The sequence below is a fragment of the Flavobacterium sp. ST-158 genome, from assembly GCF_058309975.1.
In genome coordinates this window covers 188,357-205,488 of record NZ_JBZEEN010000004.1, presented here as the reverse complement: position 1 = coordinate 205,488, position 17,132 = coordinate 188,357, and the positions used below count along the sequence as shown (strand labels likewise).

16 protein-coding genes are annotated in these 17,132 nt (G+C 34.1%); 7 read left to right on the top strand and 9 right to left on the bottom strand.

Translation table 11 applies throughout. The features are described 5' to 3' along the window. Positions 1 to 18: 18 nt before the first annotated feature. On the bottom strand, positions 19 to 546 hold the full coding sequence (gene idi, locus AC4FRF_RS08360) for an isopentenyl-diphosphate Delta-isomerase (RefSeq protein WP_491159036.1): 528 nt from the start codon (positions 544 to 546) through the stop codon (positions 19 to 21). 305 nt (positions 547 to 851) lie between these two features. On the opposite strand from idi, the gene msrB reads away from it, so the two are divergent. Together msrB and msrA are read left to right on the top strand one after the other, a co-directional pair. Continuing rightward, positions 852 to 1,403: a peptide-methionine (R)-S-oxide reductase MsrB gene (gene msrB, locus AC4FRF_RS08355; RefSeq protein WP_491159035.1), complete on the top strand. Its 552-nt coding sequence runs from the start codon at positions 852 to 854 to the stop codon at positions 1,401 to 1,403. 25 nt (positions 1,404 to 1,428) lie between these two features. Further along, positions 1,429 to 2,043: a peptide-methionine (S)-S-oxide reductase MsrA gene (gene msrA, locus AC4FRF_RS08350; RefSeq protein ID WP_491159034.1), complete on the top strand. Its 615-nt coding sequence runs from the start codon at positions 1,429 to 1,431 to the stop codon at positions 2,041 to 2,043. Between the two features lie 15 nt (positions 2,044 to 2,058). On the opposite strand, the gene AC4FRF_RS08345 is transcribed toward msrA, so the two are convergent. Continuing rightward, positions 2,059 to 3,639 (bottom strand): NAD(P)/FAD-dependent oxidoreductase, encoded by a 1,581-nt coding sequence (locus AC4FRF_RS08345; RefSeq protein WP_491159033.1) that lies wholly within the window; start codon positions 3,637 to 3,639, stop codon positions 2,059 to 2,061. Between the two features lie 143 nt (positions 3,640 to 3,782). Here AC4FRF_RS08345 and AC4FRF_RS08340 point away from each other — a divergent pair, with 143 nt between their 5' ends. Further along, positions 3,783 to 4,022, top strand: coding sequence for a hypothetical protein (locus AC4FRF_RS08340; RefSeq protein WP_491159032.1), 240 nt, complete (start codon positions 3,783 to 3,785; stop codon positions 4,020 to 4,022). A gap of 99 nt (positions 4,023 to 4,121) precedes the next feature. On the opposite strand, the gene AC4FRF_RS08335 is transcribed toward AC4FRF_RS08340, so the two are convergent. Continuing rightward, positions 4,122 to 6,317: a RecQ family ATP-dependent DNA helicase gene (locus AC4FRF_RS08335; RefSeq protein ID WP_491159031.1), complete on the bottom strand. Its 2,196-nt coding sequence runs from the start codon at positions 6,315 to 6,317 to the stop codon at positions 4,122 to 4,124. Positions 6,318 to 6,402: 85 nt separating this feature from the next. Between AC4FRF_RS08335 and AC4FRF_RS08330 the strand changes: the two genes are divergently transcribed. The 3 genes from AC4FRF_RS08330 (at position 6,403) to lptB (ending at position 9,004) form a co-directional block, all read left to right on the top strand. Continuing rightward, on the top strand, positions 6,403 to 7,368 hold the full coding sequence (locus tag AC4FRF_RS08330) for a KpsF/GutQ family sugar-phosphate isomerase (RefSeq protein WP_491159030.1): 966 nt from the start codon (positions 6,403 to 6,405) through the stop codon (positions 7,366 to 7,368). Next, positions 7,368 to 8,174 carry a twin-arginine translocase subunit TatC gene (gene tatC / locus AC4FRF_RS08325; RefSeq protein WP_491159029.1) on the top strand — a complete coding sequence of 269 codons (807 nt, stop codon included), beginning with the start codon at positions 7,368 to 7,370 and terminating at the stop codon, positions 8,172 to 8,174. Before AC4FRF_RS08330 ends, tatC begins: the two co-directional genes overlap by 1 nt. 89 nt (positions 8,175 to 8,263) lie before the next feature. Next, complete coding sequence (lptB, locus tag AC4FRF_RS08320) at positions 8,264 to 9,004, top strand: LPS export ABC transporter ATP-binding protein (RefSeq protein ID WP_491159028.1); 741 nt, start codon at positions 8,264 to 8,266, stop codon at positions 9,002 to 9,004. Positions 9,005 to 9,106: 102 nt separating this feature from the next. On the opposite strand, the gene AC4FRF_RS08315 is transcribed toward lptB, so the two are convergent. Both AC4FRF_RS08315 and AC4FRF_RS08310 read right to left on the bottom strand, forming a co-directional pair. After that, a complete protein-coding gene (locus AC4FRF_RS08315; RefSeq protein WP_491159027.1) occupies positions 9,107 to 9,967 on the bottom strand; it encodes a glycoside hydrolase family 25 protein in 861 nt (286 codons plus the stop codon). Beyond that, on the bottom strand, positions 9,951 to 10,673 hold the full coding sequence (locus tag AC4FRF_RS08310) for a CDP-alcohol phosphatidyltransferase family protein (protein WP_491159026.1): 723 nt from the start codon (positions 10,671 to 10,673) through the stop codon (positions 9,951 to 9,953). Before AC4FRF_RS08310 ends, AC4FRF_RS08315 begins: the two co-directional genes overlap by 17 nt. 173 nt (positions 10,674 to 10,846) lie before the next feature. On the opposite strand from AC4FRF_RS08310, the gene AC4FRF_RS08305 reads away from it, so the two are divergent. Then, positions 10,847 to 11,989, top strand: a complete 1,143-nt coding sequence (locus AC4FRF_RS08305; RefSeq protein WP_491159025.1) for a lipoprotein N-acyltransferase Lnb domain-containing protein — start codon at positions 10,847 to 10,849, stop codon at positions 11,987 to 11,989. Between the two features lie 5 nt (positions 11,990 to 11,994). Here the strand turns inward: AC4FRF_RS08305 and AC4FRF_RS08300 are convergent, their stop codons facing one another. From AC4FRF_RS08300 to AC4FRF_RS08285, 4 genes are all read right to left on the bottom strand, one after another. Then, on the bottom strand, positions 11,995 to 13,389 hold the full coding sequence (locus tag AC4FRF_RS08300) for an exopolysaccharide biosynthesis polyprenyl glycosylphosphotransferase (protein ID WP_491159023.1): 1,395 nt from the start codon (positions 13,387 to 13,389) through the stop codon (positions 11,995 to 11,997). Positions 13,390 to 13,565: 176 nt separating this feature from the next. After that, positions 13,566 to 14,906: an O-antigen ligase family protein gene (locus AC4FRF_RS08295; protein WP_491159022.1), complete on the bottom strand. Its 1,341-nt coding sequence runs from the start codon at positions 14,904 to 14,906 to the stop codon at positions 13,566 to 13,568. Then, the gene (locus AC4FRF_RS08290; RefSeq protein ID WP_491159021.1) at positions 14,899 to 15,984 is read right to left on the bottom strand and encodes a glycosyltransferase; all 1,086 of its coding nucleotides are present in this window, start codon (positions 15,982 to 15,984) and stop codon (positions 14,899 to 14,901) included. The genes AC4FRF_RS08295 and AC4FRF_RS08290 overlap by 8 nt, the downstream gene beginning before the upstream one ends. Next, complete coding sequence (locus AC4FRF_RS08285; protein WP_491159020.1) at positions 15,981 to 17,105, bottom strand: glycosyltransferase family 4 protein; 1,125 nt, start codon at positions 17,103 to 17,105, stop codon at positions 15,981 to 15,983. The genes AC4FRF_RS08290 and AC4FRF_RS08285 overlap by 4 nt, the downstream gene beginning before the upstream one ends. Positions 17,106 to 17,132: the final 27 nt, after the last annotated feature.

Below are 17,132 nucleotides of genomic sequence, written 5' to 3'. Positions count from 1 at the left end.
TAGATTCAAAAATTAGTTTTAAACTTTATGTGCTTCTAAATAATGATAAAATTCCTCGAAAATAATTTTAAACCAAACCGTATAAATATCCGGATTAATAGCAATATCTTCTTTTACCGCCTCAATATCCATCCATTTCCAAGATTCTACTTCATCTAAATTAATCAAAGGAGCCTCATTATAATAACCAATCATCACATGATCTAACTCGTGCTCCGTTAAACCGTTATCAAAAGGCGCTTTATAAATGAAATGAAATAATTCTTTAAGTTCAGTCTGAAACCCCATTTCTTCATGAAGCCTTCTATTTCCTGCCTGAAGATTAGTTTCACCCTCACGCTGATGACTACAACAAGTATTCGTCCATAGCATGGGAGAATGGTATTTATGATGCGCTCGCTGCTGCAACATCAATTGGTTGTTATTGTTTAAAATAAAAACCGAAAAGGCACGGTGTAATACCGCTTTTTCATGAGCTTCTAATTTTGGCATCAAACCAATTTGCTCATCATTTTCATTAACTAGTATTACGTTTTCTTCTATCATATTTTTTTATAGCTAGACAAAAATACAAAAAAGATAAGGAAACCATAAGGCTTTAACGTTCTCTTTCAAATTATAACTCAATCAAAAAAATCCAATAAAAAAGAAATCTTATTTGTAATAATTATTGGCGCATAAAACCAAAATTTCATTTAAACCGTAAATACAATAAGTTAAACAAGCCCTAAATAGCTGTTAAAATGTAACCAACCCGACATTAAAAATTAAAAACGACCGTTATCTTTGTTATTGTCAAACCATTACACAGCAATATTTAAATTACAAAAAACACATTAAAGACAAAAACGATGAAAACAAAAACCTTAATTAATCTGCTTTTATTATTGCCTGTATTTATGTTTACCGCTTGCGGACAAAACAAAAAAGACGCTGAAAAAATTAAAATAACACCTGATAATAAAATTAGCAAACCCGGAAATCCTTACTATTCTAACACCGACACTACAAAACTAAAACTTAGTGATTCCGAGTGGAAAAAAGTACTTCCTGAAGACGTCTATTTAGTCATGCGCCATGCCGAAACAGAAAGAGCTTTTACAGGAAAATATTGGAATACAGATGAAAAAGGAACTTACTATTGTGCCTCCTGCGGTAATTTACTATTTCGCTCTACAGCAAAATTCTCCAGCAGCTGTGGATGGCCTAGTTTTTTTGAACAAGAAAACAAAAAAAGCGTGATTTACAAAAAAGATTTGTCTTACAATATGGAACGTATTGAAGTGCTTTGCGGCAGATGCGGCGGTCATTTAGGACATCTTTTTGATGATGGACCTCCTCCTACAGGAAAAAGATATTGCATGAACTCTATTGCATTAGATTTTATTCCTGACAGCAAATAATTCAAATATATAAGAAAAACGAATCATGAAAAATTCACTTTTAATATTCTTACTGCTTTCTATAAGCATGATAGGACAAAATAGTAATAAAAAACACACTTCTAGCACAGAAACCATAACTCTTGGGGGAGGTTGTTATTGGTGCATTGAAGCTATTTTTGAAAATCTTGACGGGGTAAAAACTGTCGTCTCCGGTTTTTCAGGAGGAACAACAGTTAACCCAAGTTACGATGAAGTATGTACTGGAAAAACAGGACATGCCGAAGTAGTTCAAATTACTTTTGATAAAAGCAAAACCAATTTAGACGAAATTCTAAAAGTGTTTTTTACCGTTCACGACCCAACCACATTGAATCGTCAGGGGGCAGATGTAGGAACACAATATCGCTCGGTAATTTTTTATAGAAATGACGAACAAAGAAAGACAGCCACAGACATCATCAATGATTTAAACAAAAACAAAGTATACAATAACCCAATTGTAACCAAAATAGAACCTTTTAGAAAATTCTACAAAGCCGAAGATTATCATCAGGATTATTACGAATACAACAAAAACAAACCGTATTGTAGATTAGTAATCCAACCCAAATTAGAAAAATTTGAAAAGGTTTTTAAAGACCGATTGAAAAAGAAATAATTTCACAATCCCCGACTAAGTAATTATTCGGGGATTTTTATTTAAAGATTCGCCAATTTTTAAAGCGCATTTTTCACCATCAATAGCTGCCGAAATAATCCCACCCGCATAACCAGCTCCTTCACCACAGGGATACAACCCTTTTATTTGCAGATGTTCCAATGTGATTCCGTCTCTTGGAATTCTTACTGGCGACGATGTTCTCGATTCAGGAGCATGTAAAATAGCCTCATTAGTCAGATAGCCACGCATGGATTTCCCAAAAGCAGTAAACCCTTCACGTAATATTTGCGTTAAAAAACCGGGAAAAACCTGTCCTAACTCTACTGGCGTAGTTCCAGGAACATAAGATGTTTTAGGAATATCTTTTGAAACTTTAGACTGGGTAAAATCAATCATTTTTTGCGCAGGAACTTTTTGAGTCTGCCCTGCCAGATGCCATGCTTTTTGTTCAATACTTTTTTGAAATTCCATTCCTGCCAAAGCCCCAAACTTAGCAAATGGTTTAAAATCTTCTAATTTTAATTCAACTACAATCCCCGAATTAGCTGTTGCCTGATCTCGTTTAGAAGGCGACCATCCATTAGTCACTACTTCACCGGGACTTGTCGCACAAGGCGCTATAACACCACCGGGGCACATACAAAAAGAATACATTCCTCTACCGCCTACTTGCTTTACGATACTATAAGGCGCGGGTGGCAACAATTCTCCACGAAAATCGCAGCTATACTGAATGCTGTCAATTAAGGATTGCGGATGTTCGGCTCTTACGCCTAAAGCAAAAGGTTTTGCTTCTATAAATATTTTTTTTCTATCCAATAATTCAAAAATATCTCTAGCTGAATGCCCCGTAGCCAAAATTAATTTATTGGCTAAAATTCGATCCCCGTTCTGAACAACAACACCTTCTACCTCATTATTCTTAATTAAGATATCGGTTACCCGTGTTTCAAACAAGACCTGACCGCCACATTCTTTAATTTTCTCACGGATATCTTCTATAATTTTAGGCAATTTATTAGTTCCAATGTGCGGATGTGCATCGACTAAAATATCAGGAGTAGCTCCGTAAGCTACTAATAATTCTAAAATCCGGTTGACATCGCCTCTTTTTTTAGAACGGGTATATAATTTTCCATCCGAATAGGTTCCGGCTCCTCCTTCTCCAAAACAATAATTAGAATCCTCATCTACAATATGATCCCTATTAATTGCTTTTAAGTCACGACGACGTCCACGCACTTCTTTTCCACGTTCAATAACAATTGGTTTCAAACCCAATTCTATCAGTTGTAATGCTGCAAAAAGTCCCGCCGGTCCTGCACCTACCACAATTACTTCCTGAGCATTGGAAACATTAGGATAATCAGGAAGTTGTAATATATTTTCCTGAAAAGTATCTCCTTTAAGATAAATAAGTACTTTCAAATTGATTTTAACCGCTTTTTGTCGTGCATCAATCGAACGCTTTAAAATACTAACATGCTCAATTTCCTGCGGAATCACTTTTATTTGTTTGGACAAATAGTCTTTAAGCAACAATTCATTTGCAGCAATTTCTGGAGTTACCTGAAGTAAAAGTTCTTTGGGCATGATATCTTATTTATCTATTAGCTTTCTTTTTATGAAAGAAGTTGCAAAAATAACACTTTGAACCGAAATTAGTCGACTTATACAAACAGCATTTTCAAAATAGACTTTGTACCTTTGCTAAATTGAAACTATTACCATAAAAAATGTCTAGAAAAATAAAATTGATTTGGGATTTCCGCGGACCTGCTGCTGCAAAAACGGCAGAACACCACGAAATACATTTAAAAGAATATATTGCGATAGAGAAACTTCCTTTAAACATTACCGGATTTGAGGTACATGGCGAAATGCAAGCCATAGCTTTCATGGTAGTTACTGATGAAAATATGATCCAGGTAAGAGATGCCTTAAAACCACATCGTGGGGAACTTTTTACCGAATAGAGCGCAGATTTTAGAAAGCAGAAGGCAAAAAAAATCAGATTAACACTTTATTAAAAGGAATTAATCTGAAATCTAAAATTTTAAGACCGCAATATAAATCTAATTTGCTACTTCACTGATAAATTTGATACGCATTAATCGCAATTCGTCAATATCGTAATCTCCTTCAAATTCTTTTAAGGCTTCTTCTATTTTATCGGTTTTGGATTCCATGAAATAGTCATGAATTTCTTCCTGCTGATCTTCATCAAGCATATCATCAATCCAGTACTTAATATTCAATTTAGTTCCCGAATATACAATTTGCTCCATTTCCTTAATCAGCGCATCCATTGTTAAGCCTTTTGCCTTAGCAATATCATCTAAAGATAATTTTCTGTCAATATTTTGAATAATATATAACTTATTAGCCGAATTAGTCCCAGTAGATTTAACAACCAGATCATCTGGTCTTATAATGTCATTATCTTCAACATACCTATTGATTAAAGCAATGAATTCGGCACCATATTTTTTAGCTTTTCCTTCCCCAACACCATGAATATTAATCAACTCAGCTTGAGAAATTGGATACTTCAAAGCCATATCTTCTAATGAAGGCTCCTGAAAAACCACAAAAGGAGGTACCCCTAATTTTTTAGCTACTTTTTTACGTAAGTCACGCAACATTTCCATCAAGGCTTCATCGGCAGTACCAGCAGATTTAGCTGCAGTTACTATCGCTTCGTCTTCCGCATCACTGTATTCATGATCTTCTGACATCATAAATGAAGTTGGATTAGCAATAAAATCCAACCCTTTCTGGGTGATTTTTACAATACCATAAGTCTCAATATCTTTTGACAGAAAGCCTTCTACTAAAACTTGCCTTAACAAAGCCATCCAGTATTTTTCGTCATGTTTTACCCCACAACCAAAAAAAGATTGCGAATCGGTACGGTGCGCTTTTATAACAGCATTAACACGCCCTATTAAGGTAAAAACAATTTCTTTAGACTTATATAAATGTTTGGTATCACGAACTACTTCCAAGAGCTTAACCACTTCATCTTTCGCCTCAACTTTGGTTTTTGGATTTCTGACATTATCATCCATATCAGCTCCCTCTCCAGTTTCGCTATCAAATTCTTCCCCAAAATAATGCAGTAAAAATTTTCTTCGGGACATAGACGTCTCTGCATAAGCCACTACTTCTTGTAACAAAGCAAAACCAATTTCCTGCTCGGCAACTGGTTTACCTGACATAAATTTTTCTAATTTCTCTACATCTTTATAAGAATAATAAGCAAGACAATGTCCCTCGCCACCATCACGTCCTGCACGTCCTGTTTCCTGATAATAACTTTCTAATGATTTAGGAATATCATGATGAATTACGAATCGAACGTCTGGTTTATCAATTCCCATTCCGAAGGCAATCGTAGCCACCACCACTTCTACATCTTCCATCAAAAACATGTCCTGATGTTTGGCTCTGGTTTTAGCATCCAGTCCAGCGTGATAAGGAACCGCGCTTATACCATTGACTTTTAATACCTCGGCAATGGCTTCTACTTTTTTGCGACTCAAACAATAAATAACCCCTGATTTACCTTTATGCTGACGAATAAAACGAATAATATCCGATTCCACGTTTTTAGTCTTCGTCCGTACTTCATAATACAAATTCGGTCTGTTAAAAGATGCTTTAAAAGTAACCGCATTAGACATTTCTAAATTTTTCAAAATGTCCTCTTGCACTTTAGGAGTAGCTGTTGCGGTGAGTCCTATAACTGGAACATTACCTAATTGTTTGATTATATTTTTTAGATTTCGATATTCTGGTCTAAAATCATGTCCCCATTCTGAGATACAATGCGCCTCGTCTATTGCAACAAAAGAAATAGTAACACTTTTTAAAAAAGTAACATTTTCCTCTTTAGTCAAGGATTCAGGAGCTACATAAAGCAATTTAGTTAGTCCTGAAGTGATGTCTTTTTTTACCTGAGCTGTTTCGGTTTTGGTAAGTGAAGAATTTAAAACATGAGCGATGCCATTTTCAGAAGACAAACTTCGAATTGCATCAACTTGATTTTTCATTAAAGCAATTAATGGAGAAACTACTACCGCAGTTCCTTCTTGAATTAAAGCAGGTAGTTGATAACACAACGATTTCCCTCCACCTGTAGGCATTATCACAAATGTATTTTGCTTCTTCATTAAGCTCGTAATCACTTGCTCTTGTAATCCCTTAAATTGACTAAAGCCAAAATATTTCTTTAATTCTTTATGGATATCAATTTCGTTTGAATTCATTCTTTATTATCTGGTATTTTGTATAAATTTGCATCACATAAAGATACAAATTTCTTTTACACACGCAAATTTTAAACATTCTGTTTTGATATCCAAAGAAAACATATTGGCCATTGCCAAAAAAACCATATTATCTGAAAGTGAAGCCATTGTAAAGCTTATAAATTACTTAGATGAAAACTTCTCAAAAGCTGTAGAAATTATCTTTCAATCCAAAGGCCGATTAGTGGTTACTGGGATTGGGAAAAGCGCTATTATTGGTCAAAAAATGGTAGCCACCTTCAACTCTACCGGAACACCTTCGATGTTTCTTCACGCTGCCGAAGCCATTCATGGCGATTTAGGAATGATTCAAAAAGACGATGTCATCATTTGCATTTCTAAAAGCGGAAACAGTCCTGAAATCAAAGCGCTTATTCCATTATTAAAAAGAGATGGAAATCCGTTAATAGCAATTAGTGGAAACAGTAGTTCTGCTCTTGCAAAAGGATCCGATTATGTTCTAAACACCACTGTTGATGCTGAAGCCTGTCCTATTAACTTAGCTCCTACAAACAGCACCACGGCTCAATTAGTTATGGGAGATGCACTTGCTATTTGCTTGATGGAAATGCGTGATTTTAAGGCCGAAGATTTTGCCAAATACCATCCAGGAGGTGCTTTAGGCAAAAAACTATTACTAAGAGTGAAAGATATGATTGAACACAGTCAGAAACCAACTGTTAGTCCAGATACTGCTATTAAAAAAGTTATTTTTGAAATTTCTGAGAAAAGACTTGGGGTGACAGCCGTAATAGAAAACGACAAAGTAGTTGGAATTATTACCGATGGCGATATTCGTAGAATGTTAAACGACCGAGATACATTTACTGATTTGACTGCGAAAGACATTATGACTAAAAATCCAAAATCAACCTCATCAGAGACCATGGCTATTGATGCTTTACAAATTTTGGAAAACCACTCCATTACCCAACTCATTGTTATTGACAATGATGAATACAAAGGAGTCTTACATTTACATGACATATTAAAAGAAGGAATTCTATAATGGCAAAAAAAAACACAAACGAGATGTCGTTTTTAGATCATCTTGAAGATTTAAGATGGTTATTAGTTCGAAGTACTATTGCTGTAATTACAATGGCAATTTTGACTTATTTTATAAGTGACTATCTATTTGATACGATCATTTTTGGCCCTACAAGACCTAGCTTTTTTACGTATGTTTATTTTTGCGAACTATCACATAGCCTAGGTTTTGCCGATAGCATCTGCATTACCGAAATGCCTTTTATCATTCAAAATACCGAAATGGAAGGTCAGGTCAATGTATTCATTTGGATGTGTGTACTTTTTGGCTTCATATTGAGTTTCCCTTATATTTTATGGGAAGTTTGGAAATTTATCAGCCCTGCTCTATATAATAATGAAAAAAAGAATGCTAAAATATTTATCTTCTTTTCTTCTTTATTATTCTTTTTAGGTGTAATTTTTGGCTATTACGTAGTAATCCCAATGTCTGTTAATTTCGTAGCCACTTTCACCATTAGCCCTACTGTAATCAATCAATTCACCTTGGATTCTTATATTGGGATGGTAAAAACCTCCATAATAGCCAGTGGTCTGTTTTTTGAATTACCTATAATTATCTATTTTCTTACCAAATTAGGGCTGGTTACTCCCGCCTTTTTAAGAAAATATAGAAAATATGCCATAGTAATTGTATTAATTATAGCCGCTATTGTTACCCCTCCAGATGTAGTGAGCCAAACCATAGTAGCGATTCCGATGCTTTTAATTTACGAAGCCAGTATTTTTATTTCTGTTTTTGTATCCAAAAAAGAAAAACAATAATTAATTGTTAATACCTCTATTTGTTTATTAGGATATTCGTTAATTTGTCGAAGAAGCAGTTATACAGTTAGTTAAAACCCAAGCATAAGATGATTTTAAGAGCCAATAATTTAGTAAAAACATACAAAAAAAGAAGTGTTGTAAAAGGTATTTCGGTAGAAGTAAATCAAGGAGAAATTGTTGGATTACTAGGCCCTAATGGCGCCGGAAAAACCACTTCTTTCTACATGATTGTTGGATTGGTCAAACCAAATACCGGAAACATCTACCTTGACGACACTGATATTACTCATTTTCCAATGTACAAGAGAGCTCAGCAAGGAATTGGTTATCTAGCACAAGAAGCTTCTGTATTTAGAAAACTTAGTATTGAAGACAATATTTTGAGTGTTTTGCAATTGACTCAACTTTCAAAAGAAGCGCAAATTGCTAAAATGGAAAGCCTGATTGCCGAGTTTAGTTTGGAACACATTAGAACCAATCGAGGCGATTTACTATCAGGAGGAGAACGTAGAAGAACCGAAATTGCGCGTTGTCTGGCTACCGATCCAAAATTTATTTTACTTGATGAACCTTTTGCAGGAGTAGATCCTGTGGCTGTAGAAGACATTCAACGAATTGTAGCCCAATTGAAGAACAAAAATATCGGAATTTTAATTACCGATCACAACGTTCAAGAAACCCTTGCTATCACCGATAAAACTTATTTAATGTTTGAAGGTGGAATACTTAAAGCTGGAAAACCAGAAGAATTAGTAGAAGACGAAATGGTACGAAGAGTCTATCTAGGACAAAACTTCGAATTAAGAAAAAAGAAACTGGAGTTTTAGAAGAAAGAAAAAAGAATTCAGAAAACAGAAAACAGCACACAGACAGGATGTTTATCATTCTTAATCTGAAATCTGAAATCTGAAATCTGAAATCTGAATCTACTATTCTTTTGTAATATATTGCAGTTGCTGCAAATCGCCATTAAAAATGTTCACATCTACATTGCCTTTTATTCCTAACACAGATGCTTTTTCAGTAAATTGCCAGAAAAGCCAATCTTCCTCCATTTTTTCTCTGTAAAAATTATAATTGGCTATCCAAAACAAATAATCAGAGAATTCTTTTTTTAAGAAATCATCATAATAACGCTCTCCGGTATAGATTATAGGTTTTACTTTATAATGTTCCTCGACTGCAATTAACCAACGTCTAAGACCAATTTTCAAACGTTCAATAGACTGATTTTCGGGCAATCGCTCGATATCCAGAACTGGAGGCAAATCGCCTTTTTCTAAACGAACGGTTTTGATAAAAAGCTCGGCTTGTTCCAATGAATTTTCATTGGGGCGATAATAATGATAAGCACCTCGAACCATGTGATTTTCTTTGGCCTTGAGCCAATTTTCTTCAAATCGTTTATCCAATCGATCATCACCTACAGTAGCGCGTATAAAAACAAAGGAAATTTTATAATCATTATCTAAAGTTTTTACTTCACTCCATTCTATTTCATCTTGGTATTCAGAAACATCAATACCAATAGCTTTGACTTCATTTTTCTCTAAAACCTGATAATTACGAACATCGGAAATTTGTTTTTCCCTCGCGGCTTTATCCAAAATCTTATCGGTTTTAAAACTCAAATAATAAGCTAATCCATTTCGATAATGATACGCAATTCCTAAAAAAACTAAAGAAACAAAAACGATAATTAAGCCTTGGATAACTTTTTTCCGAAATATGGAAATCTTTTTTGAGGATTTTCGAGAAACAGGACGCCGACGATTATTTTGTTTTGCCATCTATAGAAAACCTATTATTCACAACCGACAACAACACATAACTAACAATAACCATTGGAACTCCTGCATATTGAAAAAACACAAGCAATAGAACTGAAAGAGTCAAGAAAATAATTTGAAGCAAATTATCTTTTAAAGTAAACTTCTTGATTTTCAAGGAAAACAAAGGAATTTCGGCATTTAAGATATAAGCACTAAAAGCTGTAATCACTAACAAAAACCACTGACTGCTTAATAATTCTAAAACAAATAAAGAATCAGAATATTTAATTACCAAAGGCAAACTTAGAATAAATAATGAATTAGCCGGAGTTGGCAAACCTATAAACGATTCCGATTGACGCGTATCGATATTAAAAAATGCCAAGCGATAACAAGATCCCATAGTAATGACAAAACCTAAAAAAGGCATATAAAGACAGTTTGAAATTTCGTGTTGACTATTCAATAATAAAAAATACATCACATAACCAGGAACCACTCCACTAGTTACCATATCAGCCAGAGAATCCAATTGCAAACCTAATTCGCCCGTAACTTTAAACAAACGGGCAAAAAAACCATCAAAAAAATCAAAGAAAATTCCCAAAAACACAAAGAAGAAAGCTATTTCAAAATCTTGATTGCTTACAAAAACCATGGCAATACAACCGCAAAATAGATTCAGTAGGGTAATGCTGTTAGGGACGTGTTTTTTAATATTCATTTTCTATTTGATTTTAAGAATAGCTTAGCAAATTTAAGATAATTCCGCATTATGTACGCTTTTCAAGAACATCAATTTTCAACAACATCATTTATTCACTATTTATTTAAAACAAGAAAGAAATTAGCTCGTTAAAAAATGATACTTTTGAAAAAAAAGCAAAGACAATCACTATGGCGCATATTTTCCAATTAAAAAAAACGGCATTTCTTTTATTCTTTCTTAGTTTTTTCAATGCTATTTGGGCACAAAACATTCAATTATCCAAAGAGGCTACAGTAAGTGTGATTACTTGTGGACTTGGCAACGAATCCTATTCCCTTTTTGGTCATACCGCAATTCGAATTAAAGACAATGCTAATTTTGTGGATGCAGTGTATAATTATGGTGCATTTGATTTTAACACACCTAATTTTGTTCCAAAATTTGCTAAAGGAGACCTTCAATATTTTGCGGTTGTGAATCGCTATACCGATTTTATTAACCAATATGCTTACGAACAGCGTTCGGTTGATGAACAAGAACTCAACATTCCTCTTGAACTGAAACAACAACTTTTTGAAAATCTAAATACTTCATTAGCCTCAGGTGACAGTCATTATACTTATAAATTCATTGACAAAAACTGTACTTCAATGGTAGTTGACATTATCAACAAAACACTGGGAAGTACTGTTATCACTAAAAAAGCAGACACCAACTTGACTTACCGAAGCATTTTATACCCTTATTTTGATTATCATTTTTATGAAAAATTAGGAACCAGTATTATTTTTGGTTCAAAGGTAGACCAACTAGGCACCCATCTCTTTTTACCTTTAGAATTACAAAAAAGTTTACCACTCATTCAGTATAAAAATCAGCCTCTGGTAGCTAAAAACAAAAACATTTTACATTTTGAGGAAACACATCCAACTTCTTGGTGGAACAACATTTATTCGTACCTGATAATCATTGCATTATTAGTAATTTGGAATAAAAAAAGAACCCATTATTTTTATTTTTCTACAATGGGACTATTAGGATTGTTCTTCCTATTCATGGGGTTTTATTCCAATCATTTGGAATTAGCTAACAATTACAACACGCTTTTATTTAATCCAACATTATTGATTTTAGCTGTTTTTTGCATCAAGAAAAACAGCCTTTGGTCCTATCGTTTAAGCCTATTCAATCTGTTTTGTCTATTGGTATATTTAGTGGTATTAATCAATAAAACACATTTGTTAATCGTATTGCCTTTGATACTAAGCTCCATTTACTTCTTAATTCAGATAGCTTTAAAGAACAAAAAAGCAATTCCAATTATTATTTAAAAAGCTTATTGCCCTCTGTAAAACAAAATGGTAGTGATGGTTTTTAAGGATATATTAAAATCTAAATAAAAACTTCGGTGCTTGATGTAATACAAATCGTATTGTAGTTTAATCAAACTATCCTCTATTGTTTCTCCGTAAGAATAATTGACCTGAGCCCAACCCGTAAGACCTGGTTTTATAATATGCCTTGTTTCATAAAAAGGCATTATTTCGGCAATTTCTTTTACAAAAAAAGGTCGCTCCGGACGTGGACCAATAACTGCCATATCGCCTTTTAAAATATTTAGAAACTGAGGAAATTCATCCATTCTTGTTTTTCGCATAAACTTTCCAAAAGCGGTAATTCGGTTATCATTTACAGTGGTAAAAACAGCAGTTTCCGATTCAGCTTGCTCAATCATTGTTCTAAACTTTAAAATCTTGAACCGTTTTCCGTCTTTACCCACACGTTCTTGGGTATAGAACAAACTTCCTCTATTAGCTATTAAATTGATTAAAAAGATAAACGGAATCAATAACATTGTAATTACTAGACCAAGTATAGAAATGAAGATTTCCAATATTCGAACTATCCATAAATACAAACGGTTTTGATTGCTTCGACTAAAAGGAAAAAAACGATAAAAATCACGTTCTACATACTGTACGGGAAGGCGTTGCGTCTTAGCCTCATACACTTGCGAATATTCTCTAATTAGCTTTCCTGATTCTAACAATTTCAATAATTGTTGGTACAATTCGGCAGTAATACGATCTGTTTTTTGAGTAGCTACCACAATTTCGGTGATGTGATTTTCTTTTACAAAAGTTATCAAATCCACTGTAGCAACACGTTTTACATAAGAATGAAAAGTTTCATCAGCATTTCTTTGTTTGAAATCACTAACAAAAGCGACAATTTTATAATGAGGGTCTATATTTTCTAATCCTGAAATCAATTCATCCAATTGTTCTTCATCGCATACCAATAAAGCATTTTGCAGGAAACGATTTGAGGCTAAAAACCGGACATAAAATACCCGCCACAAAATCAATGAAAAGAAAACAACCAATAAAAAGGTAAGAATTTGAAGTCGGTTACTAGGTAATTCCGGAGAATAAACAGGTGTTAAAAAATAGGCTAAAACAGTTGTAGTAACCGTCAATATTGCACTCCTGATAATTTGAAATTCATTACTAGCCACCTGAAGATTATAGAGTTCAAAAATAGTCCCTATTACTTTTAGATATAGGATTAAAACTAGCGCGTTTACAAAATTTGATACTGAAGCTATTAAATAAGTTAATTCAAAAAAATGACCAACGATGTACAAAGCCAATAGAATGCTAATGACATCTACGAGATGCAGAATCATTTTTCTTTCAGAAATCTCAAAATGTATTTTACTTTTTGGCATTCTATTTTTTGTTAGCAATATAGTTCTAATAGTGAAAAAATTCAACTTAAAATGTGTTTTAAGCCCTAATTCTTTACGAAGTTTACAAACTATTTACAAATGTTAAAATATACTCTTTCAACAACCTGAATTTCAGTTTAAATACTAACAAACAACTTTTAAAAGCCCAATTCAAATTAATTAACAGCTTTAGGAACGGGGTTAATCTGAACCTTCAATAAAGTTAAAGCATATAAAAAAGCAGGAGCTGCCAGACGCATAGCAGCATGATTGATGGTCAACAACCAAAAAATATAAAAGGAAAAGAAATAAATATTTTGATAATTATTCAGATAGAGAATTACAGGAGTACCAAACAATATCAATAAAATAATCACACCAAACATTCCATGTTCCGCTAACAAACGGGTAATTTCGTTATGCGAAGCTACTTCTTGTCCCAGCATTTGTTCGCGATAGGATTTTCCCATTCCTATACCAACCCCCATAATAGGATTCTCCTTAAAAAGATCCAATTCGGTTCCTAATACTGCTTCTCTCCCCCCCAAACGATCACTTTTTTCACGACCAGCAGCATCCTGATTGGCATAGCGTTTGGATATCAAACCATCTGTTTGAATAACACTATAACTCCAAATACTCAACACCATAATACCACTAAGAATGATAATCCATTTCACTTTTCTTTTTCCTGAGCCATTACTAAATAAATAGGCAGCAATAAGTACAAAAACTATCATAGCAAAGCCCGTAATTACTCCTCCCCTTGAAAAAGTAACCAGCGCTCGATAACTTGCAAAAACAAATAGAAAACCATTTAAAATAGTCATATTCCTTGATTTTGATATAAAAACAAACTGACAGAAAAAGACAAACATTCCCAAGCCTAAAACGGTGGATACTTGATTGGGACCAAAACCTCCCGAGGTGGCAAAATTAGATTGGGTGCCCGTAACTACATCTCTAACTGAGGGATGATACAAAATCAAGTAAACTAAAGTACTAATAATGGGCAATCCAAAAAAGACTACTATATTTTGCAATTGACTAAAAGTAACTTGACGCTGATAACAATATAAGGCTGATAATCCTAAACAAACAGGACCTGAAATATTAAAAGTTATGGCTTTACGAATTTCTACGTCCAAATCCTGATTACTCATGGTCACCAACATTCCGGGTATGAGTAACAAAAAATAAAACCAATACACAATACTACTTTTAGAAAAACCACTCAATACAAAACCCAATAACATTAACAATGACACTACTGTCTTGACATATTCATTGTTCAGATTCCCACCAGTCATTCTTAAAAAAACTTCGACTCCAATAAGATAAGCCGAAACATAGAGCACTTCATTATTTCGATTGTTGTTCGAGATAATATAATAGCCTCCCAATATAGCAATTGCGAGTGCATATATTTTAGACAAAAAAGGAATGTAAAAAATCACGAAGGCTATACCAACATGAAGCAGCAATAGACTAATATAATTAATTTCGGATTTATTCATGTACGATTGTTGTTCTTATCCAATGCATGTATTTTTTTATAATGGAAGCTGATGCAAATTGGGCCATTAGCTTTTGATGCAATTTTTCAGCAAAATTTTCTTGGAGAGCTTTATCTTCTATTAGTTCAACCAGTCTTTGATAAAACAATTCTTTAGCATTTGATGGCACTATAAAACCATTTAGATTATCCTCTATAATATCCCCTACTTGACCTACAGCTGTTACAACAACAGCTTTTTTATGTAAAGCATATTCTAAAAGCGCTACTGGCAACCCCTCTGAATTAGAAGTTAAAATTCCAATTTGTGCTTGCTCTAAAACTGCTGCTACATTAGTACAGGAATCATACCAGAATACCTGATTTTTTAATTGCTGATGTTGGATACAGGCCTTCAATTGTTGGGAATAATTATCCAGAAAATCCTTCCCTACCAAATGAAAACTCCAATCCGGGTGGGACACTTTTAATTTAGAAGCCACATCTAATAATAAGAAATGATTCTTTTGTGGACGCAAATTAGCTAAACAAACAATCCTTTTCCCTTCCTGACCATGCAATTGAGTTTGTAATTTCATTTGCTTTTCATGCCCAGCAAAATTAGCTAAATAAATACCGTTTTCACAACGCAAAGAAGCTAAGTCCCAACTTTTCAATTTTTCATTTACCGCAATTATTCCGTTGAAAAAAAAGGATGCCAATTGCAAAATGTATTTGGGTCTTTCTTCCAGAAATTCACTATTGCCATAATGATCATGCCAAATGATTTTAATACTTGGCAAAGTCAGTTTTACTACAACAGCTAAAAAGAAAGAAGAACTGTGCGCGTGTATAATGCTGAGCTGCTGTTTTAACATATACTCCCGAAGTTTTGCCACTGCTTTCCAATCCAGCGTTTTTCTTTTATCGAGAAATAAATAATCTACATTTTCCAGCAATTGATTTTTCAAAATCCCTTCTTTTCTAGTGGCTACCAAAGCCGAAAATTCAATTTCAACCGCCAGTGCATTGGCGTAATTCACCGCCATGCGCTCGGCGCCACCTGCTTCCAGGGAATCTATCAGTTGCAAGACTCTCATGGTTTTAGTAATTTTTGAATATCCGTTTCAAAACGCTCTACAGTATATTTCCGAGACCAATTTATCGCTTCGGTACTTTTATTTTGATAATCTTCAGTATTAGTTATTAATGTTTGTATTGCAGCTGTATCTCTGTCCAGATCCATTTGTAATAATAGCCCCCGATTGCCATAGTCAAGCATATTAGGTACACAGGAAACGGCTGTAGCGATAGGCACGCAACCCCAAAACATCCCTTCCGCAATAGCCTTCGGCCAACCTTCACTGGCTGATGGCAAAACTACAAAATGACTTTGTTGATAGGCTTTTTTTAGTATTTCCTGATTTTGATTTCCATGTAAAACAACATCGTTACTAAGTTTATTTACCTGAATATATTTTTCTAAATCTTGTCTCAGTATTCCTTCTCCATAAACATCCAAGACTACATTGGAATTGCTTGTTTTGAGTTGTTCCAATAATTGAATGGCATAGCTCGGATTTTTACCCTGTACCAAACTCCCCACGAACAAGAATTTTATTTTTGTATCAGAAGTTATGGTTTTAGGAATGGCTGTTCTTTCTGTTTCAGAATAAGTAGCGGTATAAAAAGTTTTGATATTCTTAGATGGTTTGGGCCATTGGCCATAGGCTAAAACCTGCATGTTTTTAGTTAGAAAAGTATTCTTCAATATCCATTTTTGCAAGCGATAAGTCCAAGGTTGTGGAGCTTTAGGATCCCAATTTCCAGCATATTTGGCCGTTTTAGGTTTAGAAGGGAATAGTATTTGAAGCAAACAAGCCAATAAACCAATATTCCCAGGACAACGCAGGTGAATGTGGTCTGCCTGTTGCATGGCTTTGAAAATTGTTAGGCCAATTTTAGGAAATTTACAAACCGCTATGCATCCGTTTCTAAAGCTGGTTATGTTGAAATTTGGAACTCTTCTAAAATCAATATTCTGATGTTCATAGGAGCTTTCAATTGCTGTTGGTTCCTTATGAACTATTATTGGGGCTACTACTATTAGCTTATCAACATATTTTAACCAAATGTTCATCTCCCGTACATAGGGTGTATAAGCAAAATATTGATTCTTGCTATGGGAATGAACAACATGGGTTATTATGGCAAATTTCATCTACTCAATTTGTAATCATTTTGCTAG

Excerpts from the sequence above, each read along its gene's own strand:
- idi (WP_491159036.1), bottom strand. The coding sequence starts at position 546 with ATGATAGAAGAAAACGTAATACTAGTTAATGAAAATGATGAGCAAATT.
- msrB (WP_491159035.1), top strand. The coding sequence starts at position 852 with ATGAAAACAAAAACCTTAATTAATCTGCTTTTATTATTGCCTGTATTT.
- msrA (WP_491159034.1), top strand. The coding sequence starts at position 1,429 with ATGAAAAATTCACTTTTAATATTCTTACTGCTTTCTATAAGCATGATA.
- AC4FRF_RS08345 (WP_491159033.1), bottom strand. The coding sequence starts at position 3,639 with ATGCCCAAAGAACTTTTACTTCAGGTAACTCCAGAAATTGCTGCAAAT.
- AC4FRF_RS08340 (WP_491159032.1), top strand. The coding sequence starts at position 3,783 with ATGTCTAGAAAAATAAAATTGATTTGGGATTTCCGCGGACCTGCTGCT.
- AC4FRF_RS08335 (WP_491159031.1), bottom strand. The coding sequence starts at position 6,317 with ATGAATTCAAACGAAATTGATATCCATAAAGAATTAAAGAAATATTTT.
- tatC (WP_491159029.1), top strand. The coding sequence starts at position 7,368 with ATGGCAAAAAAAAACACAAACGAGATGTCGTTTTTAGATCATCTTGAA.
- lptB (WP_491159028.1), top strand. The coding sequence starts at position 8,264 with ATGATTTTAAGAGCCAATAATTTAGTAAAAACATACAAAAAAAGAAGT.
- AC4FRF_RS08315 (WP_491159027.1), bottom strand. The coding sequence starts at position 9,967 with ATGGCAAAACAAAATAATCGTCGGCGTCCTGTTTCTCGAAAATCCTCA.
- AC4FRF_RS08310 (WP_491159026.1), bottom strand. The coding sequence starts at position 10,673 with ATGAATATTAAAAAACACGTCCCTAACAGCATTACCCTACTGAATCTA.
- AC4FRF_RS08305 (WP_491159025.1), top strand. The coding sequence starts at position 10,847 with ATGGCGCATATTTTCCAATTAAAAAAAACGGCATTTCTTTTATTCTTT.
- AC4FRF_RS08300 (WP_491159023.1), bottom strand. The coding sequence starts at position 13,389 with ATGCCAAAAAGTAAAATACATTTTGAGATTTCTGAAAGAAAAATGATT.
- AC4FRF_RS08295 (WP_491159022.1), bottom strand. The coding sequence starts at position 14,906 with ATGAATAAATCCGAAATTAATTATATTAGTCTATTGCTGCTTCATGTT.
- AC4FRF_RS08290 (WP_491159021.1), bottom strand. The coding sequence starts at position 15,984 with ATGAGAGTCTTGCAACTGATAGATTCCCTGGAAGCAGGTGGCGCCGAG.
- AC4FRF_RS08285 (WP_491159020.1), bottom strand. The coding sequence starts at position 17,105 with ATGAAATTTGCCATAATAACCCATGTTGTTCATTCCCATAGCAAGAAT.